Here is a 19955-nt window from a genome sequence, read left to right as displayed (position 1 = left end):
GCAGCACTCGACCCGAAGCAGGCTTGCCGCTCTTCCAGGACCCCACAGGCTTTTCGCGTTCCGGGTCCCCGCCTCCGGTTCCCGGTGTCCTCGTTCAACAGGAATTTACCGCCGCTTCGCGCATAATCCGGGCAACCCCGCGCTGGTGGGGCGCTGTCTTCCCCGGAGTGCTTCATGCGCGTAGCCGTCCTGTCCCTCGCCCTTTCGCTCGCCCTGCTTTCGCCCGCCGTCCTCGCCCAGGACGCCGCTCCGGCCACGGACAGCGCCGACACCGCCCAGAACGATCCCGATGCCGACGAATCCGCGGCCAGCAAGGTCCCGCTCGACGAGATCCGCCGCTTCGTCGCCGTCTACAACGCGGTGCGGCAAGCCTACGTCGACCCGGTGGACGACAAGAAGCTGATGCACTCGGCGGTCCGCGGCCTGCTTTTGGACCTGGATCCGCACAGCACCTATTTCGACAAGGAAGACGCCGAGGCCTTCGACGAACAGACCAACGGCGCCTACGACGGCATCGGCGTGGAGCTGCTGCAGCAACCCGACAACACGCTGAAGGTGATCGCGCCGATCGACGACACGCCGGCCGCGCGCGCCGGCATCCGCGCCGGCGACCTGATCGTGGCGATCGACGGCAAGCCGATCAGCACGGTGGACTCGATGGAACCCCTGCGCGGCGACCCGGGCAGCAAGGTCACGCTGACCATCGTGCGCGAGAAGGTCGACAAGCCGTTCGACGTCACCCTGCAGCGCGAGACCATCCGCGTCGCCAGCGTGCGCTCGAGGATGCTCGAGCCCGGCTACGCCTACATCCGCATCAGCACCTTCCAGGCCGATACCGGCACCGACTTCCAGAAGAACCTGGAGAAGCTCAGGCAGCAGGCCGGCGGCAAGCTCAAGGGCCTGGTGCTGGACCTGCGCAGCAACCCCGGCGGCCTGCTCACCTCGGCGGTGCAGGTGGCCGACGACCTGCTCGACAAGGGCACCATCGTCAGCACGCGCGGGCGCATCTCGATCAGCGACGCCAAGTTCGAGGCCACGCCCGGCGACCTGCTGCAGGGCGCGCCGGTGGTGGTGCTGGTGGACGCCGGCTCGGCCAGCGCCTCGGAGGTGCTGGCCGGCGCGCTGCGCGACAACCAGCGCGCGCGCATCGTCGGCAGCCGCACCTTCGGCAAGGGTTCGGTGCAGACGGTGTTGCCGCTGGACAACGGCGACTCGGTCAAGCTGACCACTGCGCGCTACTACACCCCGAGCGGCAAGTCGATCCAGGCCAGCGGCATCGTGCCGGACGTGGTGCTGCAACCCGAAGGCGGCGAGCCCGATGCCGACGCCCCGGCCAGCCTGGCCGACTACAGCGAAGCCTCGCTGCCCGGCCACCTGCACGGCGATGCCGAAGGCGAGGAAGGCTACAAGGCCGGCGACGTGCTGCCCGGCGACGGCCCGATCGCCTCCGCGTTGGCCGAGCTGAAGCAGCCCGGCGCGGTCGCCAAGGCCGAAGCCGCCAAGAAGGCCAAAGCCAAGCCCGCAGCACCGTCCAAGCCGGCGCCCGTCCCCACGAAGTGACCCGGCTCTTGTGGAAGCGGCTTTGTGGGAGCAGCTTTGTGGGAGCGGCTTCAGCCGCGATAGGGCTTTCTCGGTAAAGCCTCATCGCGGCTGAAGCCGCTCCCACAAGAGCCGCGCCTACGACAGTACCAATACCTCGGGATTGGCGATCCCCTGCGGCCGCCCTTCGGCGAACGCCAGCACGTTGTCGAACGCCGTTCCGAAGTACAGCTCGTAGCTGCCGGCCTCGACGTAGCCCAGGTGCGGTGTCGCCAGCACCCGCGGATGGCGCAGCAGCGGGTCGTCGACGTCCAGCAGCGGCTCGTGCTCGAACACGTCGATCGCCGCGGCGCCGGGCCGGCCGGCCTCCAGCGCCGCCAGCAGCGCGCCCGGCGCCACCAGCTCGGCGCGGCTGGTGTTCACCAGCAAGGCGTCCGGCTTCATCCGTGCCAGGTCGGCCGGACCGACGTCGTGGCGCGTCGCGTCGACCAAGCGCCGGTGCAGGCTGAGCACGTCGCTGGCCTCGAACAGTTCCTCGCGGCTGGCGAACGCGGCAAAGCCCTCGGCCCGCGCCTGCGCGCGCGACGCCTCGCTGCCCCAGACCCGTACGTCCATGCCGAACGCGCGGCCGTATCCGGCGACCTGCCGGCCGATCTTGCCGTAGCTCCAGATGCCCAGCGTCAGGCCCCGCAGCACGCGCCCCAGGCCGGGATCGCCGGTCCGTTGCCAGCGCCCGGCCTGCAGCGCCTGCACGTAGGCGGGCAGGCGGCGGCTCGCCGCCATCACCAGCGCCCAGGTCAGCTCGGCGGGCGCCACCGGCGATCCGGTGCCTTCGGCCACCGCCACGCCGCGCGCCGTGCAGGCATCGAGGTCGATGTGCGCGGAGATCCTGCCGGTCTGGCTGACCAGCTTCAGTCGCGGCATGCGTCGCAGCAGCGCCGCATCGACGCGCGAGCGCTCGCGGACCAGGACCAGCGCTTCCACCTGCGCGAGCACCGCATCGGGCGTTTCCGCCAGGCCATGCCCGAGCACGGTCGCCTGGTGGCCGCGCAGGCGTTCGAAACAAGCCAGGTGGCGGACCGCGTCCTGGTAATCGTCGGGGACCAGGATGCGCATCGCGCTCAGCGCGGCTTGGCCGGGATCGGGAACGGCGTCACCACCTTCTCGCCGGTGGCCGCGTCGCGGATCGCCGACTGGCCCTTCTTCTCCACTTCCTCGATGCGCACGATGCTCTGCATCGGCAGGTGCAGCGTCTTGGTGTTGCCGAACTCCTCGCGCAGCCGCTCCTCGGTGGGATCGACCACCAGCCCGTCGTGCACGTCGAACACCAGCTCGCCGATCTCGTTGAATCCCCACAGGTGGCTGCTGCCGACATGGCGTGCGTACAGCTCGTACACCTTGCCGTGGTTGAGGAACGTCACTTTGTACAGCGGCTTGGACATGGGCGATGCGAGGTCTGCCTGGGAACGTCCGCAAAATGGGGTTGCGCGCGCCGCGACGCAAGAGCGGCCGGGCGCACGCCGGGCCAGGAAGCGGACGGTCGCGGATCCCCGGGGAAGCCGCTCAGAACCCGTGCCGCTTGCGCAGGCGCCGCGCGATCGCCGCGCGCACGTAGATGCCGTAGGCCACGCCGAACAGGAACCCGGCCACATGCGCCGACCAGGCCACCGCGCCGAACGCCGGCCCGATCCAGGCGAACACCACCTGCAGCAGCGCCCACGCCCCGATCAGCAGCGGCGCCGGCACCCGGATGAATTCCAGGAACAGCCCCAGCGGCAGCACCACGCCGAGCTTGGCGCCGGGAAACAGGGCCAGGTAGGTCCCGATCAGCGCCGACACCGCCCCGGACGCCCCGATCACCACCTGGTCGGGCGTGCCGATCGCCACGATCGCCGCCAGGTTGGAGGCCGCCCCGCCGACCAGGAACAGCAGCAGCAATCGCCAGGGCCCGAGGATGCGCTCGGCCGGCAGGCCGAAGATCAGCAGGAACACCAGGTTGCCGATCAGGTGCGACCAGTCCGCATGCAGGAACAGGGCGGTGAACAGGCGCATCACGCTGCCGTCCTCCAGCATCGCCCACCAGTCGCCGGGCCGCGAAACGCCGCTGGAAAGGGCGCCCCAATCCAGCCACAGGGTATTGCGGGCCTCGCCGGGCCGGCTGATCGACCACAGGAAGGCCAGCCAGATCGCCGCGAACAGCAGCGGCACCGCCCAGCGGTGCGCGGGTTTGCGGCGCGATGGAATCGACACGAACATGGGCCGGCACGATACCGGCTTCATCGGCCTGAACCCATCCCCAACCTGGGAGGCCGGGCATGACGTTGGTCGTTATTGTTCGGTTAACCCACATGGGTATACTGCATACGGCGTCGTATGTCGGGAGGGGTCTCCGGCGCGATGGCCAAGCCTCCGGGCTGGCCGTCGCAGGCGCGCGTGAAGAACAATTCCAAGGTCTCCGGAGAGCATTACATGTCGAACATTTCCCAATTCAGCCGCATCACCGCGCTGGCCGTCGGCATCGCCGGCGTCCTGGCCTTCGGCCAGGCCCACGGCGCCGCCTTCCAGCTCAAGGAAAACAGCGCCAAGGGCCAGGGCCGCGCCTTCGCCGGTTCCGGCAGCGCCCCGGACGACGCGGCGATCATCGTCAACAACCCGGCCGGCATGCGCCTGCTGGATGGCCGCCAGTTCGAGGCCAATGTCAGCGCGATCAGCTTCGGCGCCAAGTTCAAGGGCGACGCCACCTATGCCAACGGCGCCCCGATATCCGGCGGCAACGGCGGCGATGCCGGCACGATCGCGCCGGTGCCGGCGCTCTACTTCCACGTGCCGTTCGGCGAGAAGGACAACATGCACTTCGGCACCTCGCTGACGGTGCCGTACGGCTTCAAGACCGAGTACGACCGCACCTGGAAGGGCCGCTACAACGGCGTCAAGACCGAGCTGGAGACGATCGACCTGAACTTCGCGTTCTCCTACGACGTGAACCCGTACGTGTCGTTCGGCGCGTCGGTGTTCGCCGAGCGCCTGAACGTGGACCTGTCCAGCGCGCTGGACATGGGCAGCGTCATCAGCGGCACCGCCCAGCAGCGCGCGGCGGCCACCGCCCTGGCGCAGGGCGCCACCGCCGCCCAGGCCGCCGCCGCCGCCCGCGCCGCCGCGCAGCAGATGGCCGCGCTGGGCTTCGCCCCGGGCACCGCCGACGGCTACCTGCGCATCAAGGGCGACGAGGTGTCGGTCGGCTACACCCTGGGCACGTTGCTGACCCCGGTGGAAGGCACCAACATCGGCTTCAGCTACCGCTCCAAGGTCGAGCACAAGATCACCGACGGCACCGCCGACTTCACCGTGCCGGCCAATGCCGCCGCGCTGCTGGCGACCACCGCCCCGGGCACCTTCATCGACAGCAAGGGCCGCGCCACGATCACCCTGCCGGCCAGCGCCACGGTCAGCTTCACCCACCGCATCAACGACCAGTGGTCGATCATGGCGGACGTGACCCGCACCGCGTGGAGCAAGTTCGACCAGGTCACGGTGGACTTCTCGTCCAACCAGCCCGACAACGTGCTGCCGTTCCACTACCGCGACACCACCTTCGCCTCGATCGGTGCCGACTACCGCGTCAGCGATGCGCTCACCCTGCGCGGCGGCCTGGCCTACGACCAGACCCCGACCACCGACGCCCACCGCGACGTCCGCGTGCCGGACACCACCCGCAAGTGGCTCTCGCTCGGCCTGAGCTGGACCCCCTCGGCGAACACCGAGTACACCGTCGGCTACACCCACCTGTTCACCAGCGACCCGAACGTCCGTTCGACCAGCTCGACCAACAGCGTGGTCGCCGGCACGTACGACGTCTCCGGCGACATCCTGGCCGGCGCGTTCAAGTACAAGTTCTGATCGGACCCGTGCGATCCCGGAAAACCCCGCCTCGGCGGGGTTTTCTTTTGCGTGCACGCGACCGGCGCGATTGCTATGGTCGGCGACCATGGACCAGCCCGACTTCATCGAGATCATCGACGACGCGGTGCCGCGCGCGGAGTGCGCGGCGATCGTGCAACGCCTTCGCGACAGCGACCGCCTGCAGCCCGGCCAGGTCGGCGGCGGCGTGTACCCCGAACTCAAGCGCAGCCGCGACCTGCGCATCAGCGGCATGGCCGATTGGCGCGAGGTCGAGCAGCGCCTGCAGCAGGCGGTGTTCGCCGGCCTGCTGCGCTACCTGCGCCGCTACCCGCAGGCGCTGATCTCGCCGCTGATGCTGCAGGTCACCGGCGAGGACGGACAGGTCCACCGCCTGGCGGCCGAGCATTTCCCCGGCATGGACGATGCGGCGCTTTCCGGGCTGGTGCGTACCTGCCTGCGGCCCGGCGCGATCAACCTGCAGTGGTACGCGGCGGGCGAGGGCGGCTATCCGTACTGGCACTGCGAACTGTATCCCCGCGATCCCGGCGGCGAGACGCTGCACCGGCACCTGCTGTGGACGCTCTACCTCAACGAGGAGTTCGACGCGGGCGAGACCGAGTTCCTGTTCCAGCAGCGCAAGGCCAAGCCCCGCACCGGCAGCCTGCTGATCGCGCCGACCGCATTCACCCACACCCATCGCGGCAACCGGCCGGTCGGGGGTGACAAGTTCATCGCCACCAGCTGGATCCTGTTCCAGCCGGCGCAGAAGCTCTACGGCGGCTAGCCGGGCCGGACAGCCGCCGCCCCCTGTGGGAGCGGCTTCAGCCGCGACGAGGCTTTCCGCATGGAACTGCCCATGCAAGAACGCGCCACCTCATGTGCAGGGATCAGATGGAGAAGCCCCATCGCGGCTGAAGCCGCTCCCACAGGAACCATGCCTGCAGGTTCAGAACAGCTCGCCTTGCGGTGATGCCGGCTTCGCCTTGGCCGGCATCGGCGGGCGCCGGAACTTGTGCGTATCCAGCGGCGGATAGCGCCGGCCCTCCAGGCCTGCGCGGCGCATCGCCAGCGCGAACCGCCGCGCCAGCAGGTCGGCGTACACGCCCTCGCCGCTGAAGCGCGTGCCGAAACGGCTGTCGTAGTCCTTGCCGCCGCGCAGCTGCTGGATCGTGCTCATCACGTGCGCGGCGCGCTGCGGGTGGTGCGCCTGCAGCCAGTCCCGGAACAACGGCGCGACCTCGTGCGGCAATCGCAGCAGCACGTAGCCGGCCGAGCAGGCGCCGGCATCCGCCGCGGCCTGCAGCACCGCTTCCAGTTCGTGGTCGTTGATCCAGGGAATCACCGGCGCGACCATCGCGCCGACCGGCACGCCCGCTTCGTGCAGCGTGCGCATCGCGCGCAGGCGCGCGTGCGGCGCGGACGCGCGCGGCTCCAGCCGCGCCGACAGGCGCGGGTCGAGCGTGGTCACCGAGAAGTGCACGCTGACCAGGCGCTCGCGCGCCAGCGGCGCGAGCAGGTCCAGGTCGCGCACCACCAGGGCGTTCTTGGTGATCAGCGTGAACGGATGCCGGGCTTCCCACAGCACCTCGATCAGGCGCCGCGTCAACTGCAGCTTGCGCTCGATCGGCTGGTAGGCGTCGGTATTGATGCCGAGCGCGATCGGGCTGGGCTCGTAGCCGGGCCGGGCCAGTTCCCTTCGCAGCAGTTCGGGCGCGTTGGTCTTGGCGAACAGCCGGGTCTCGAAGTCCAGGCCGGGCGAGAGGTTGAGGTAGGCGTGGCTGGGGCGGGCGAAGCAGTAGCTGCAGCCGTGCTCGCAGCCTCGATACGGGTTCACCGATTGCGAGAACGGGATGTCGGGCGAGCGGTTGCGGCTGATGATGCTGCGCGCGGTCTCCTCGGTCACCTGGGTGCGCAGCGCGGGACCGGCGAACTCCTCGCTTTCCTGCTGCCACCAGCCATCGTCCACCGCCTCGCTGACGGTGGTTTCGAAACGCCCCGGCAGGAAGCCGGTAGCGCCGCGTCCCTTGATCGCCTGTGCCATCGGGCAAGGTTACGCGGTCGCGGTCTCAACCCGCGCGACCGGGCATGCGCGGCGGATGAGCGGTTCATCCGCCGCGGCCGGGGCCCGTCCCGCCACGCGGGACGAGCGGGGCGATTCATCTCGCCGGCGATCGGGACATAGAATCGCCGCATGCTCGCAACCCTGCAGGGCGCGTGGGACTGGCTGGCAGGCATTCCCCACCTCGGCGCCTACATCACTGCCGCCTACGTGATGTACCTGCTGTGGATCCTCGGCTGGATCATCCTGCAGAAGCGCGAGCCGGTCGCCACGCTGAGCTGGGTGCTGTCGCTGGCCGCGCTGCCGTACCTCGGGCTGCTCATCTACTACCTGCTCGGCCCGCAGAAGGTGAAGCGGCAGCGCCTGCGCAGGGGCCGCGCGCGTTCGGGCATGGAGCACTACAGCAGCGTCTGCCCGCCGGACGCGGACTGCACCGAGCTGGGCAAGATCGCGCAATCGACCTGCGGGGTCGCGCCAAGCTCCGCCACCCGGGCCGAATGGCTGGTGGACGGCGCGGCCACCTACGCGTCGATCCTGCAGGCGATCTCGCAGGCCCGCGACCACATCCACCTGGAGTACTACATCTTCAATCCGGACCGGACCGGCACCCGCATCCGCGACGCCCTGGTCGAACGCGCCCGCGCCGGCGTCAAGGTGCGCCTGCTGCTCGATGCGGTGGGTTCGTCCCGGGTGAAGCGCCGCTTCCTGCGCCCGCTGCTGGATGCGGGCGGCGAGATGGCCTGGTTCCACCCGACCCAGCTGCTCAAGCCGTTCAAGCGCCCCTGGGTGAACATGCGCACCCACCGCAAGATCGTGGTGGTCGACGGCCTGGTGGCGTTCACCGGCGGCATCAACGTCACCGACGAGGAAGACGAGGCGCTGCGCGCCGACGCCTACCGCGACCTGCACATGCGCCTGGAAGGGCATGTCGTGCGCAGCCTGCAGCTGGTGTTCCTGGAGGACTGGATCTACGCGACCGGGCAGGGACGCGAGCGGTTCGCCGGCCAGCAGCTCTGGCCGGAGCATGCGCCGCGGCGGCGCGACGGCGCCATCGATGCCCAGGTGCTGGTCTCCGGCCCGGATTCGTCCTGGGAGACCATCCATCGCCTGCACGTGGCGGCCATCCACGAGGCGCGCGAACGGGTCTGGCTGGCCACGCCGTACTTCGTCCCGGGCGAGGCCGCCAGGATGGCGCTGACCTCCGCGGCGCTGGGAGGCCTGGACGCCCGCTTGCTGGTGCCGCGGATGAGCGATTCGCGGCTGGTGACCTACGCCGCGCGTTCCTATTTCGACGAGCTGCTCGAGGCGGGCGTGCGCATTTTCGAGTACGGCCCGCGCATGCTGCACACCAAGGCCTTCGTGGCCGACGACGACGTCTGCATCGTCGGCAGCGCCAACTTCGACAATCGCAGCTTCCGTCTCAACTTCGAGGTGTCGATGCTGTTCCGCAACCGTGGCGTGGCGCAAGACTTGTCCCGGCTGCTCGCCCACGAGATGGCGCAGGCGCAGGAAGTGCGCTTCGAGCGCCATCGCCCGTTGCTGCGTTCGCGCTTGCCGGAAGCGTTCGCGCGGCTGCTGTCGCCGCTGCTGTAGGGCCTGGTGGCGACTCGCGTGGACCGGGGTCGAAGCCGCCGCCGCGCCCCGGACCTGCGGCGGAATCCCCGCGCGGGCGCATGGAACCCCTCGCCGGGCCGGCGCTAAACTGCGCGCACCATCCGGGGAGATCGACATGCACTGGCTGTTCCTGCTCCTGGCGCTCGGCGCGCTGGTTCTCGCCTTCAGCACGCCGCACATGTGGTTGCTGGTGCTGTCGCTGCTGGCCGCGCTGGCGTTGCTGCTGGCCTGGGTCCGCGGCTGGTATGCCGCGCGGATGGGCGACCTGCAACGCGACATCGGCACGATGATCGACCCGGCCGAACTGCGCCGGCTGCGCGAACTGGCGCAGGCGCGCAAGGCGCCACCGGAGGGCCCGGCGGCGTCCGGCGAGGGCGGGGCGCCGTGACCACCAGGCTCAGCGTCAACGTCAACAAGGTCGCGGTGCTGCGCAATTCCCGCGGCGGCCACGAGCCGGACGTGGCGAGCGCGGCGCGCACCTGCATCGCCGCGGGCGCGCACGGCATCACCGTGCACCCGCGCCCCGACCGCCGGCACATCCGAGCCGAGGACGTGGTCGCGCTGTCGGCGCTGACCCGCGAGGCCGGGGTCGAGTTCAACATCGAAGGCAATCCGTTCGCGCCACCTCGCGAGGGCTACCCGGGCCTGCTGGAACTGTGCCGGCTGGTTCGGCCCGAGCAGGTCACCCTGGTGCCGGACAGCGACGGCCAGCTGACCTCCGACCACGGCTTCGACTTTCGCCAGGAAGCCGGGCGCCTGCCGCCGCTGATCGCCGCGTTCAAGCAGATCGGCTGCCGGGTCAGCGTGTTCGTCGATGCCGGCAACCCGGACCTGCCGCAGGCGGCGGCCTACGGCGCCGACCGGGTCGAGTTCTACACCGGCCCCTACGCGGAAGCCCACCATGCCGGCCAGGCCCAGGCCAGCCTCGCCACGTTCGCCGCCTCGGCGCGGCTCGCGCGCGAGGCCGGGCTCGGCATCAACGCCGGCCACGATCTTTCGCAAGCCAACCTCGGCGACTTCCTCGCGGCCGTGCCCGGCGTGCTGGAGGTATCGATCGGCCACGCGCTGATCGGCGAAGCCCTCTACGACGGCCTCGACGCCACCGTGCGCGCCTACCTGGACATCCTCAGGCAGAGCCCGGCCGCTTCCTGACCGGACGCCCGCGCCTCCGGTTCCCGCATCCACAAAAAAACGCCACCGTTGCCGGTGGCGTTTGCAGTCGCGTCATGACTGTTTGAAACGGTGTTGCGTCTTACTGGACGAAACCGATCTTCTTCATATCCGCGTTCTTGGCGGCGGCCAGCACCTTGGCCACGACCTCGTACTCAGCATCCGCGTTGGCGTCGATCTTCAGCTGCGGCTGGTTGGTGGGATCCGACTGGACCACCTCTTCCATCCGCTGCTGCAGTTCGGTGACCGCGACCGGGCTGTTGTTCCAGTAGACCTGGTTGCCCGCGTCGATGCGCAGGTCGATCGGCGGCGGCGGCTCGACCGTCTGCGGCGGGGGGTTGAGCACCCGCTGCGGCAGGTCCACGGCGATCGGGTAGGTCATGATCGGCGCGGTCACGATGAAGATGATCAGCAACACCAGCATCACGTCGATAAGCGGCGTGACGTTGATGTCGGCCATCGGCTTTCCGCTGGTTCCACTACTGAAAGCCATAACTCACTGCCCTCTGTCTTTGGTCGTGACGAAGCCGATGTCCAGCATGCCCTGGCCCTGCGCGATCTTCATGACCTCGTTGATCGTGCTCATCTTGGTGGTGCGGTCGCCACGCAGGTTGAGCGGGGGCTGGGGGGTCTGCTGCGCGGCGGTCGACAGGCGCGACTCCAAGGCTTCCTTGGTGATCGGCTCGTCGTTGAAGAACAGGTCGCCGTTCTCCTTCACCGCGATCGTGATCGGCCCCAGGCGCTTGTCGTCCTCTTCCTGCTTGGTGAGGTTGGCCTTGGGCAGTTCCACCTTGACCTTCTGGGTCATCAACGGTGTGGTGATGATGAAGATGATCAGCAACACCAGCATCACGTCCACGAGGGGCGTGACGTTGATGTCGGCCATGGGGCCGCCGCTGTTTCCGCTACTGAAGGCCATAACAGGCTCCGTCTAAATCAATGCAATAGCTTCTGCCCGGAAGGCGCGTCTTACTTGACGCGCGAACCGGTGGCGAAGAAGTCGTGCAGGTCGTGGGCGAACGTGTCGAACTTCGCGATCGTGGAGCTGTTGATCTTCGAGAAGAAGTTGAACGCGAACACCGCCGGGATCGCGACGAACAGGCCGATCGCGGTCATGATCAGCGCCTCGCCCACCGGGCCGGCCACGGCCTCGATGCCGGCGTTGCCGCTGGCACCGATCTTGATCAGCGCGCCGTAGATGCCCCACACGGTACCCAGCAGGCCGACGAACGGCGAGGTCGCGCCGACGGTGGCCAGCAGCACCATGCCCGACTGCAGCTTGCCGCTCTCGCGGGTCACGGCCTGGCGCAGGGCGCGGTCGACGAACTCGGAACGGCTCAGGTTCTCGCCCAGGCCGGTGCCGCTGGTTTCGGCGCGCTGGTGGTGGGCGGCGGCCTGGGCGGCGTCCAGGGCGATCTTCGAGAACGGCTCGGAAGCCGGCTGCTCTTCCATCACGCGGATGGCTTCCTGCGCGTTCGGGGCTTCCCAGAAGGCGCTGACGACGCGGTCCGAAGCGGCCTTCAGGCGGGCGGCGCGGAAGATGTTGATGACGGTCCAGTACCAGGACATCGCCGACATAACGACCAGGGCGATCAGGACGACCCAGGAAACCGCGAAGTCACCCGGGTTGGAGGTCATTTCGCCGATGAGGTGCTCGAAGCCCATCTGCGAGAGGGCAGCCGACGGGTTGGAGCCCCCGGCAGCGGCGGCGATGAAGAGATCCTGCAGCATGACGCTTACCTTTGTTGTGTGTGGTGATGAAGGGTGGTGCTAAAGAAAACGACAGGGATCGGGGCCGGCCGCTGCCGGCCCCTGGCGATCAGTTGAGCGCGAAGTTGACCGGGACGCGGACGCGACCGGCGGACTTCTGCCCATTGACGACCGCGGCGTTGAACTTCCATTTGCGGGCCGCTTCCATCGCCGCGCGATCGAGATCGCGGTTGCGGCTGGACTTCTCGACCGACACGTTGGTCACGTTGCCGTTCGCATCGACGTCGATGATCAGGATGACCTCGCCCTGGATACCGGCGCGGAACGCCGCCGGCGGGTACTTGGGCGGGTTCATGTTCTTCGACGAGATGTCCACGCTGGCGCCGATATCCTGCGCCGGTTGCGGCGGCGCCGGCGGCGACGGCGGGGTGACGATGTCGGCCGGGCGCGGTTCCGGCACGTCCACCACCGGGGCTTCCGGCGGCGGCGGCACCGGCGACGGCTTCGGCGGCGCCAGGTTCTTCACCGGCGGCGGCGGCTTGTCCTGCGGCGGCGGCGGCGGCGGCGGTGGAGGCGGCGGCGGCGGCGCGTCGACGATCGTCACCATGACGTTGCGTTCCTTCTCCGCCGGGGCCTTGGGCGCCACGGCCGGGATCAGGAGCAGCATCAGGGCAGCAAGATGGAGAGCGATTACGAAGGCAATACCCACGATGCGGGGCCAGCTCAAGCTCTGGTTCCCTGCATCCCGGTCGTACCCGTGGACAACAAATTGTTCCGTCATGCGCCAATGGCTCTTTCAGTGGGGGCCTGGATCCCGTTCCGGCGATCCCCTATTAGGGCGGCGTTCATGCCGCAGGAACCTCCAAGCTTATACCAATCCCGCGGCCTGCAACCACTTATGCACAGGCTTTTGGGGGTTATTTTTTCCGCTTACTTCAGGTTGATGATCTTCTTCGCCTCGTCCGGCTTCTTCACGCCCTTGTCCAGGGCCTTCCTGGCCGCTTCCTTGGCTTCCGGGATGCGCCCTTCCGAGTGCAGCACCTTGGCCAGGTTGAGGTAGGTCTCGCCGTCCTTGGACAGCGGCGCGGCCTTCTGCCAGTTCTCGATCGCCTGCGGGACCTGGTCGGTGTAGTAGTAAGACTGGGCGAGCGCGAGGTAGACCTGGTAGTCGGGCTTGAGGATGCCCTTCTGCAGGCCTTCGTTGATCACCGCGATGACGTCCTTCTCGTGGTTGTCGGTGTTGGCGTAGATCGAGTACAGCTGCTTGTACTCCTTCTCGTCCGTGAGCTGGCCGCTGGCGCGCAGCTTGTCCATCACCGCTGCGGCCTTGTCCATCTGGTCGGCCTGCATGTACATGCTGGCCAGGTTGAGCTGGGCCTTCTTGTCGTTCGGGTTCTTGGCGGCCAGCTGCTCGGCGGCGGCGACCGCCTCGCCGGTCTGGCCGGCCTCGGCGTAGGCGGCCATCAGCAGCTGGTTCCAGCTGTCCTTCGGTTCCGGCGAGGCGGCGATCGCCTGCTTGAGCACCGGAATGGCCTCGGCGTACTTCTCGTTCTGGTACAGCGCCTGGCCCTTGATGATCAGGTCTTCCGGGCGCTGCGAATGGGTCTCGGACAGGTACTTGTCGAGCGTGGCCAGGCCGGCGTCGTACTCGTTGTCCTGCAGCTGCAGCTGGGCCAGCATCAGCATCGACTGGTAGTGGCCGTTGTTGTCCAGCGCGTTGAGGTCGATCGCCTGCTTGAGGTAGGCCTTGGCGGCGGCGGGGTCGTCGAGGTTGTAGGCGGCCTGCGCGGCCAGCTGCGCGGCCAGGGCCTTGTCGGCCTCGTTGGCGCCGGCGTTGGCGATGATCTCGTCGGCCTGCGTGCGCACCGACGCGTAGTCCTCGCCCTTGTTGAACGTGTCGATGAGCTTCTGCAGCTTGCTGCCCATCTTCGCGGAGTTCTTGACCTTGGGCGCCTCGCGCGTGGCCTGCGGGTACAGGTCCTTCGCCTTGTCGTCCTTCGACTTGCGCCCCTGGCGTTCGGAGGAGCGGCTGTCGGACTGCGCGAACGCATCGGCGACGACGGCCCCGCCCAGCGATGCGGCAATGAACAGGGACAACAGTGCTTTCTTGCGGATGGGCAGTTTCATGGTGACCTCGGCTGGACCGCACGCAGCGGTACGGGAGTGAAACGCAGGCTGTACGGAAAGTGAGCCGGCAAACTTAGCAGAAACTTTTCCGCCGCGAAAACGATTTCCATGCTGTGCTGCGGCAAAATTCCGGCTCAACCGCACCGGGGATTGCGGCCGTCGCGCCGGGCCTGCGCGTAGACCGGCTCCAGGGCGGGCGTGTCGCGCTGCAGTTCGCGGATGCGGTTGGCGGGATCCGGGTGGGTGGACAGCCATTGCGGCTGGCGCGATCCGCCGGCGGCGATCATGTTCTGCCAGAGGTTCACCGCCTGGGCCGGGTCGAAGCCGGCCTGGGCCATCAGCCGCTGGCCGACCACGTCGGCCTCGCTTTCCTGGGTGCGCGAACCCGGCAGCAGGAACATGGTCTGGGCGGTCATGCCGCCGAACTGGTTGACGGCATTGGCCGCGCCGCTGCCGTAGGCGGCGCCGGCCAGGGCGCCGAGGATGCCGAGGCCGGTCTGCGCGCCCATCTGGCGGGTGATGCGCTCTTCGTGGTGGCGCGAGATGACGTGGCCGATCTCGTGCCCGAGCACGGCGGCCAGCTGGTCCTGGTTCTTGGCGACGGTGAAGATGCCGGTGTTCACGCCGACCTTGCCGCCGGGCAGGGCGAACGCGTTGGGTTCGTTGTCGACGAACACCGCGGTTTCCCAGGGGGTGCTGCGCCATTGCGGCGGCAGCTGCGCGACCAGGGCACCGACCACGCACTTCACGTAGGCGTTCTGCTGGCCGTTGGTGCTGACCTTCTCCTTGGCCTTGGTTTCGGCGAAGGCCTGGGCACCCAGTTGGTCGAGCTGTTGCTGGGAGACGCCCCCGATCACCTGCCGGCGTCCGGTGGGCGAAGTGGTGGTCGCGCACCCGGCCACGACGAGGGCCACCAGCGCTCCCAACAGGACTCGTTTCATCTGGATATCCCCGTGGAACCGGCGCCATTGTGTTCGCCGGTGGCTTAACTTTTCGTCAAGCGTCACGGAATGCCGAACCAGTGCAACGCGGCCAGGGCCACCGCGTTGTTCAGGCCGTGCGCGACGATCGGCGCCCACAACGTGCCGGTGCGCCAATAGAGCCAGGCGAAGGCCGCGCCCATCGTGCCGTAGACCAGCCAGAGCTGCAGGATCGCCCAGGGGCCGTTGCCGCTGATGCCGGGCACCTCGTGCAGCAGTGCGAACGCCAGGCTGCTCAGCAGCATGCCGAGCCAGGGCCGGCCGGCGGCGAGCAGGCGGCCGAACAGGACGCGCCGGAACAGCAGTTCCTCGTAGGCCGGCGCGAGCGCCACCGCGAACACGACCAGGAACCACGGGTACTGGTCGATGGCCTGTTCCATCAACGCGAGGTTGGTCGGCACCGGATGGATGCCCAGGAACTCGGCCACCGAGCCGACCAGGGCGCTGAACGCGAACACGCCGATCGCCACGGCGACGACCAGGCCCCAGGTCGAGCGGCGCGCGATCGCGGCGCGCGAGGCCTGCCGCTCCTGCGCGCTGGCGCGGCGGCGCCAGAAGTACAGCAGCAGCGCCGCCGAGGCGGTGCTGGCCAGCGCGATCAGCATCTGCGCCATCGCGCCGGGCTGGCCTATGCCCTCGGCGATCCGTTCGGGCGCCGGGGCGATGCCCTGGCGGTGGCTGGCCATCGCCAGTTCGAATCCGCGGAAGACGCCCCAGACCACGCTGGCCGCGACGCTGACCACCAGCAGCACGCCGAGGCCGATCAGCAGGTCGATGAAGAATCCCAGGACGGGCGTTCCCGCGCGGGGCGGCAAGGCAGGCACGGTAACGGTGGAAGAAGGTGCCTGCGGTTCGGTCATCGCGATTCCGGGAAGGGCAGGAAGTGCACGCCGCCGCACCCGGAGGGGCGGCGGCGATCGGCACCGGATTGTGTCAGATATCCAGGTTGGCGACCTTCAGCGCGTTGTCCTCGATGAAGTCGCGGCGCGGTTCGACCACGTCGCCCATCAGCGTGCTGAAGATCTGGTCGGCGGCGACCGCGTCCTCGATCCGGACCTGCAACAGGCGGCGCGTGTCCGGATTGACGGTGGTGTCCCACAGCTGTTCCGGGTTCATTTCGCCCAGGCCCTTGAAGCGCTGGATCTGGCGGCCCTTCTTCGCCTCCTCGAGCAACCAGGCCTGGGCCTGGCCGAAGCTGGTCACCTCCACCGACCTGGCGCCGCGGGCGATGCTCGCGCCTTCGCGGACCAGGCCGTGCAGCAGTTGCGCGGCCTGGTGGATCGCGCGCAGCTCGCCGCCGTCGAACGCCGACAGCGGCAGCACCTGGATGTGCTCCTCGCCCATGTGGCGGCGGGTCACCAGCACCGCGGCGGGGCGCTGGTCGTTCGGCTCCTGCAGCTCCAGGCTGAAGCGCGGGCTGCCCAGGCTGCCCAGGTTCAGGCGCGTGGCCAGCGCCTGCAGGCCTTCGCCCGCGGCCGCGGCGCGCAGGTGTTCCAGGTCCATCGGCACGAAGTCGAGCAGGGCCTCGAGCAGGTTGCGGTCGTAGCGGTGCGCATTGCGCTCGATCGCGTCCTGCGCGGCGGCGTAGGCCAGGAGCAGCTTCTCCAGGGCCACGCCCTCGATCGGCGGTTCGCCTGCGGCCGGCACCAGCGAGGCGCCTTCCACCGCGCTGCTGGCGAGATAGCTGTCCAGCGCCGGGTCGTCCTTCAGGTACAGCTCCTGCTTGCCCTGCTTGATCTTGTACAGCGGCGGCAGGCCGATGTAGACGTGGCCGCGCTCGATCAGCTCCGGCATCTGGCGGTAGAAGAACGTCAGCAGCAGGGTGCGGATGTGCGCGCCGTCCACGTCGGCGTCGGTCATGATGATGATCTTGTGGTAGCGCAGCTTGTCCGGGTTGTACTCGTCGCGGCCGATGCCGGTGCCCAGCGCGGTGATCAGCGTGCCGACCTGGTCGGAGGACAGCATCCGGTCGAAGCGCGCGCGTTCCACGTTGAGGATCTTGCCGCGCAGCGGCAGCACCGCCTGGTTCTTGCGGTTGCGGCCCTGCTTGGCCGAGCCGCCCGCCGAGTCGCCCTCGACGATGAACAGCTCGGACAGCGCCGGGTCCTTCTCCTGGCAGTCGGCCAGCTTGCCGGGCAGGCCGGCGATGTCGAGCGCGCCCTTGCGGCGGGTCAGGTCGCGGGCCTTGCGCGCCGCTTCGCGGGCGCGGGCGGCGTCGACGATCTTGCCGGCGATCGCGCGGGCCTCGTTCGGGTTCTCCTGCAGGAACTCCTCCAGGCGCGCGCCGAAGGTGGCTTCCACCGCCGGCTTGACGTCCGAGCTGACCAGCTTTTCCTTGGTCTGCGAGGAGAAGCTCGGGTCGGGCACCTTCACCGACAGCACCGCGATCATGCCCTCGCGCATGTCGTCGCCGGTCAGGCTGATCTTGGCCTGCTTGGCGATGCCGTTCTGCTCGATGTAGTTGGTCAGGGTGCGGGTCAGCGCCGCGCGGAAGCCGGCCAGGTGGGTACCGCCGTCCTTCTGCGGGATGTTGTTGGTGAAGCAGTACATCGTTTCCTGGTAGGCGTCGGTCCACTGCAGCGCCACGTCCACGACGATGCCGTTGGATTCGCCGGTCACCGAGATCACGTTCGGGTGCAGCGGGTTCTTCAGTTGCGCCAGGTGCTCGACGAAGCTGCGGATGCCGCCCTCGTAGTGGAAATCGTCGCGGCGGCCTTCGCCGCGCTCGTCGACCAGGGTGATCTTGACCCCGGAATTGAGGAACGACAGCTCGCGCAGGCGCCGCGCCAGGATCTCGTAGTGGAACTCGACGTCGGTGAAGATCTCCGCCGCCGGCTTGAAGCGCAGCGTGGTGCCGCGCTTGGTCGAGGGCTCCAGCTGCTTGAGCGGGTACTGCGGTTCGCCCAGGGCGTATTCCTGCTGCCAGTGGAAGCCGTCGCGCCAGATGTCCAGCCACAGGTGCTCGGACAGGGCGTTGACCACCGACACGCCGACGCCGTGCAGGCCGCCGGAAACCTTGTAGCTGTTGTCGTCGAACTTGCCGCCGGCGTGCAGCACGGTGAGGATCACCTCTGCCGCGGAGACGCCTTCTTCCTTGTGGATGTCGACCGGGATGCCGCGGCCGTTGTCGGAGACCGAGACCGAACCGTCGGCCAGGATCTTCACCACGATGTCGTCGGCGTGCCCGGCCAGGGCCTCGTCGACCGAGTTGTCGACCACCTCGAACACCATGTGGTGCAGGCCCGTGCCGTCATGGACGTCGCCGATGTACATGCCCGGTCGCTTGCGGACGGCCTCCAGGCCACGCAGCACGGTGATCTTGCTGGAATCGTAGGTGCCGTTGGACGGCGTGGTGTTCTGTTCTTCGGTCATTCGCTTGCCGTGGGCTCCACTGCACCGCATGTCACGACGGCAGTCGCGACACACCGGGGAAGAAAGGAAGGAGTGGTGTCGAGTATACCAGCCGGGCCCGGCCGGCCGGTCCCCGGCGAGCGACGACGCCCGGTCAGGCCGCTAACACGACGCCTTGTTCCACGTGGAACAAGGCATGCGGCAACGCCAGTTCGGCGATCGCCGTGGGAATCTCGGTGGCGGTGATCATGACCTGCGCCGGGGCCGCCGCCAGATGCTCGAGCACCCGCCGCTGGTGGTGGCGGTCCAGTTCGGAGCCGAGGTCGTCCAGGGCGACGACCGGCCACTGCCCGCGCACTCCGGCGAAGTCCTCCGCCTGCGCCATCAGGCAGGCCAGGGCGGTCAGCTTGGCCTGCCCGCGCGACAGGGCGTCGCGGCCGGGGATCGCGGCGTACTCGGTCTTCCAGTCGGCGCGGTGCGGGCCCACCGAGGTGTAGCCGTACTGCCGGTCGCGCTCGCGGGCGAGGAGCAGGGCGTCCGACAGCGGCAATTCCTGGCGGCGCCAGCCCGGGGCGAACTCCAGGCCGGTGATCTCGAGCCCCGGCGCGATCCGTTGCGCCAGCGGCACCGCCCGTTCCTGCAGCCGTTCCAGGTAGCGCAGGCGCCGCGAGGTCAGGAGCTCCCCGGCGTCGGAAAGCTCCCGATCCCAGGCGTCGAGCGCCGCGTTTGGGTATCCGCCCTGTTTGAGCAGGGCGTTGCGCTGCTTGAGGGCCCGCGCATAGCGGCGCCAGAGCGGCAGGAAGTCAGGTTCCACGTGGAACAACCCCCAATCCAGGAAGCGCCGCCGGGCTTCGCCGCCGCCGCTGATCAGCGCATGGCTGCCGGGCTCGAAGGTCACCACCGCCAAGGCCGCGCACAAGCTGCTCATCTGGCTGACGTCCTCGCCATCCAGGCGCCCCTTCCAGTCCTGGCCGGTGTGGCGCAGGCCGACCCGTCGCCGCAAACCGGAGTCCGCGCCTTCGAGCGGCTCCTCCCACTCCACGTACACGTCCAGTGCCGGTGCGCCTTGCCGGATCAGGCCATCGCGGACCCGGCCACGGAAGCTGCGCCCATAGGCCATCAGGTGCAGGGCTTCCAGCAGCGTCGTCTTGCCGGCGCCATTGTCGCCGACGATCAGGTTCAACCCGGCGGCAGGACGCAGCTCGGCCGCCTCGAAGCGGCGCATGTGATGGAGAGCGAGACGGTGGATGCGCATGCGGGTCGATCACGGGTTCGCGCCCGCGAATCCGCGTGGCGCGACAGCATACGTGAAACCGTCCCGGAGCTGCCCGGGCGCGGGAGGTGCGACTCGCACGGTGGCCGCCGCTGTAGGCAAGCTGTGGACAACTCTGGCGGGCAATGGGGAGATCCAGGCCATGATGAGCTTATCCACACCCTATCCTCAGCCTCAGGGCGGGAAATCGACTGGGTTTCGCGACCATAAATATCTTTAAGATCAAACAGAT

The 19955-nt window shown here is 68.8% G+C and carries 18 protein-coding genes and 1 pseudogene; 6 read left to right on the top strand and 13 right to left on the bottom strand.

Going from position 1 to position 19955, the window contains the following annotated elements; translation table 11 throughout:
• The first annotated feature begins 174 nt into the window (after positions 1–174).
• Positions 175–1560: a S41 family peptidase gene (locus tag FD678_RS13615; RefSeq protein WP_140724550.1), complete on the top strand. Its 1386-nt coding sequence runs from the start codon at positions 175–177 to the stop codon at positions 1558–1560.
• Between the two features lie 117 nt (positions 1561–1677).
• Here FD678_RS13615 and FD678_RS13610 read toward each other — a convergent pair whose 3' ends face one another.
• From FD678_RS13610 to FD678_RS13600, 3 genes are all read right to left on the bottom strand, one after another.
• Positions 1678–2655, bottom strand: coding sequence for a D-2-hydroxyacid dehydrogenase family protein (locus tag FD678_RS13610; RefSeq protein WP_140724547.1), 978 nt, complete (start codon positions 2653–2655; stop codon positions 1678–1680).
• A gap of 5 nt (positions 2656–2660) precedes the next feature.
• Positions 2661–2981 (bottom strand): DUF1820 family protein, encoded by a 321-nt coding sequence (locus FD678_RS13605; RefSeq protein ID WP_140724544.1) that lies wholly within the window; start codon positions 2979–2981, stop codon positions 2661–2663.
• Between the two features lie 121 nt (positions 2982–3102).
• Positions 3103–3795, bottom strand: coding sequence for a rhomboid family intramembrane serine protease (locus tag FD678_RS13600; protein ID WP_140724541.1), 693 nt, complete (start codon positions 3793–3795; stop codon positions 3103–3105).
• 213 nt (positions 3796–4008) lie between these two features.
• Between FD678_RS13600 and FD678_RS13595 the strand changes: the two genes are divergently transcribed.
• Both FD678_RS13595 and FD678_RS13590 read left to right on the top strand, forming a co-directional pair.
• Positions 4009–5436: an outer membrane protein transport protein gene (locus tag FD678_RS13595; RefSeq protein ID WP_140724537.1), complete on the top strand. Its 1428-nt coding sequence runs from the start codon at positions 4009–4011 to the stop codon at positions 5434–5436.
• An 88-nt stretch (positions 5437–5524) separates the two neighbouring features.
• Positions 5525–6223: a 2OG-Fe(II) oxygenase gene (locus FD678_RS13590; RefSeq protein ID WP_140724534.1), complete on the top strand. Its 699-nt coding sequence runs from the start codon at positions 5525–5527 to the stop codon at positions 6221–6223.
• 162 nt (positions 6224–6385) lie between these two features.
• Here the strand turns inward: FD678_RS13590 and FD678_RS13585 are convergent, their stop codons facing one another.
• The gene (locus tag FD678_RS13585; protein ID WP_140724531.1) at positions 6386–7480 is read right to left on the bottom strand and encodes a PA0069 family radical SAM protein; all 1095 of its coding nucleotides are present in this window, start codon (positions 7478–7480) and stop codon (positions 6386–6388) included.
• A gap of 150 nt (positions 7481–7630) precedes the next feature.
• On the opposite strand from FD678_RS13585, the gene cls reads away from it, so the two are divergent.
• The 3 genes from cls (at position 7631) to FD678_RS13570 (ending at position 10264) form a co-directional block, all read left to right on the top strand.
• The gene (gene cls, locus FD678_RS13580) at positions 7631–9091 is read left to right on the top strand and encodes a cardiolipin synthase (protein ID WP_140724528.1); all 1461 of its coding nucleotides are present in this window, start codon (positions 7631–7633) and stop codon (positions 9089–9091) included.
• A gap of 136 nt (positions 9092–9227) precedes the next feature.
• Entirely contained in the window at positions 9228–9500 is a 273-nt protein-coding gene (locus tag FD678_RS13575) for a hypothetical protein (protein WP_140724525.1), read from the top strand.
• The gene (locus tag FD678_RS13570; RefSeq protein ID WP_140724522.1) at positions 9497–10264 is read left to right on the top strand and encodes a pyridoxine 5'-phosphate synthase; all 768 of its coding nucleotides are present in this window, start codon (positions 9497–9499) and stop codon (positions 10262–10264) included. The genes FD678_RS13575 and FD678_RS13570 overlap by 4 nt, the downstream gene beginning before the upstream one ends.
• A gap of 100 nt (positions 10265–10364) precedes the next feature.
• Here the strand turns inward: FD678_RS13570 and FD678_RS13565 are convergent, their stop codons facing one another.
• The 9 genes and pseudogenes from FD678_RS13565 to recF form a co-directional block, all read right to left on the bottom strand.
• Positions 10365–10742, bottom strand: coding sequence for an ExbD/TolR family protein (locus tag FD678_RS13565; RefSeq protein WP_218569721.1), 378 nt, complete (start codon positions 10740–10742; stop codon positions 10365–10367).
• A 36-nt stretch (positions 10743–10778) separates the two neighbouring features.
• The gene (locus tag FD678_RS13560; protein ID WP_140724516.1) at positions 10779–11201 is read right to left on the bottom strand and encodes an ExbD/TolR family protein; all 423 of its coding nucleotides are present in this window, start codon (positions 11199–11201) and stop codon (positions 10779–10781) included.
• A 50-nt stretch (positions 11202–11251) separates the two neighbouring features.
• Positions 11252–12013 carry a TonB-system energizer ExbB gene (gene exbB / locus FD678_RS13555; protein WP_140724513.1) on the bottom strand — a complete coding sequence of 254 codons (762 nt, stop codon included), beginning with the start codon at positions 12011–12013 and terminating at the stop codon, positions 11252–11254.
• Positions 12014–12101: 88 nt separating this feature from the next.
• Positions 12102–12659: an energy transducer TonB gene (locus FD678_RS20780; RefSeq protein WP_177497792.1), complete on the bottom strand. Its 558-nt coding sequence runs from the start codon at positions 12657–12659 to the stop codon at positions 12102–12104.
• Positions 12660–13258: 599 nt separating this feature from the next.
• Positions 13259–13918 (bottom strand): annotated as a pseudogene (locus FD678_RS20875) (tetratricopeptide repeat protein); the annotation flags it as partial.
• 335 nt (positions 13919–14253) lie between these two features.
• Positions 14254–15060 carry a M48 family metallopeptidase gene (locus tag FD678_RS13540; protein WP_140724503.1) on the bottom strand — a complete coding sequence of 269 codons (807 nt, stop codon included), beginning with the start codon at positions 15058–15060 and terminating at the stop codon, positions 14254–14256.
• A gap of 62 nt (positions 15061–15122) precedes the next feature.
• Positions 15123–15959, bottom strand: coding sequence for a CPBP family intramembrane glutamic endopeptidase (locus FD678_RS13535; protein ID WP_140724499.1), 837 nt, complete (start codon positions 15957–15959; stop codon positions 15123–15125).
• 73 nt (positions 15960–16032) lie between these two features.
• Positions 16033–18471 carry a DNA topoisomerase (ATP-hydrolyzing) subunit B gene (gene gyrB / locus FD678_RS13530; protein WP_140724496.1) on the bottom strand — a complete coding sequence of 813 codons (2439 nt, stop codon included), beginning with the start codon at positions 18469–18471 and terminating at the stop codon, positions 16033–16035.
• 133 nt (positions 18472–18604) lie between these two features.
• Complete coding sequence (gene recF / locus FD678_RS13525) at positions 18605–19705, bottom strand: DNA replication/repair protein RecF (RefSeq protein WP_140724493.1); 1101 nt, start codon at positions 19703–19705, stop codon at positions 18605–18607.
• Positions 19706–19955: the final 250 nt, after the last annotated feature.

Origin of the sequence: Pseudomonas sp. Hp2, from assembly GCF_006386585.1 — a bacterium.
In the GTDB taxonomy this organism is placed as follows: domain Bacteria; phylum Pseudomonadota; class Gammaproteobacteria; order Xanthomonadales; family Xanthomonadaceae; genus Pseudomonas_S; species Pseudomonas_S boreopolis.
This window is presented reverse-complemented; position numbering and strand designations above follow the sequence as displayed.

Bases quoted from the DNA above. Each gene is read 5' to 3' on its own strand.
- FD678_RS13535 (WP_140724499.1), bottom strand. From the start codon at position 15,959: ATGACCGAACCGCAGGCACCTTCTTCCACCGTTACCGTGCCTGCCTTG.
- FD678_RS20780 (WP_177497792.1), bottom strand. From the start codon at position 12,659: ATGCTGCTCCTGATCCCGGCCGTGGCGCCCAAGGCCCCGGCGGAGAAG.
- FD678_RS13560 (WP_140724516.1), bottom strand. From the start codon at position 11,201: ATGGCCTTCAGTAGCGGAAACAGCGGCGGCCCCATGGCCGACATCAAC.
- FD678_RS13610 (WP_140724547.1), bottom strand. From the start codon at position 2,655: ATGCGCATCCTGGTCCCCGACGATTACCAGGACGCGGTCCGCCACCTG.
- FD678_RS13615 (WP_140724550.1), top strand. From the start codon at position 175: ATGCGCGTAGCCGTCCTGTCCCTCGCCCTTTCGCTCGCCCTGCTTTCG.
- exbB (WP_140724513.1), bottom strand. From the start codon at position 12,013: ATGCTGCAGGATCTCTTCATCGCCGCCGCTGCCGGGGGCTCCAACCCG.
- cls (WP_140724528.1), top strand. From the start codon at position 7,631: ATGCTCGCAACCCTGCAGGGCGCGTGGGACTGGCTGGCAGGCATTCCC.
- FD678_RS13605 (WP_140724544.1), bottom strand. From the start codon at position 2,981: ATGTCCAAGCCGCTGTACAAAGTGACGTTCCTCAACCACGGCAAGGTG.
- recF (WP_140724493.1), bottom strand. From the start codon at position 19,705: ATGCGCATCCACCGTCTCGCTCTCCATCACATGCGCCGCTTCGAGGCG.
- FD678_RS13540 (WP_140724503.1), bottom strand. From the start codon at position 15,060: ATGAAACGAGTCCTGTTGGGAGCGCTGGTGGCCCTCGTCGTGGCCGGG.
- FD678_RS13565 (WP_218569721.1), bottom strand. From the start codon at position 10,742: ATGGCCGACATCAACGTCACGCCGCTTATCGACGTGATGCTGGTGTTG.
- FD678_RS13595 (WP_140724537.1), top strand. From the start codon at position 4,009: ATGTCGAACATTTCCCAATTCAGCCGCATCACCGCGCTGGCCGTCGGC.
- gyrB (WP_140724496.1), bottom strand. From the start codon at position 18,471: ATGACCGAAGAACAGAACACCACGCCGTCCAACGGCACCTACGATTCC.
- FD678_RS13585 (WP_140724531.1), bottom strand. From the start codon at position 7,480: ATGGCACAGGCGATCAAGGGACGCGGCGCTACCGGCTTCCTGCCGGGG.
- FD678_RS13575 (WP_140724525.1), top strand. From the start codon at position 9,228: ATGCACTGGCTGTTCCTGCTCCTGGCGCTCGGCGCGCTGGTTCTCGCC.
- FD678_RS13590 (WP_140724534.1), top strand. From the start codon at position 5,525: ATGGACCAGCCCGACTTCATCGAGATCATCGACGACGCGGTGCCGCGC.
- FD678_RS13600 (WP_140724541.1), bottom strand. From the start codon at position 3,795: ATGTTCGTGTCGATTCCATCGCGCCGCAAACCCGCGCACCGCTGGGCG.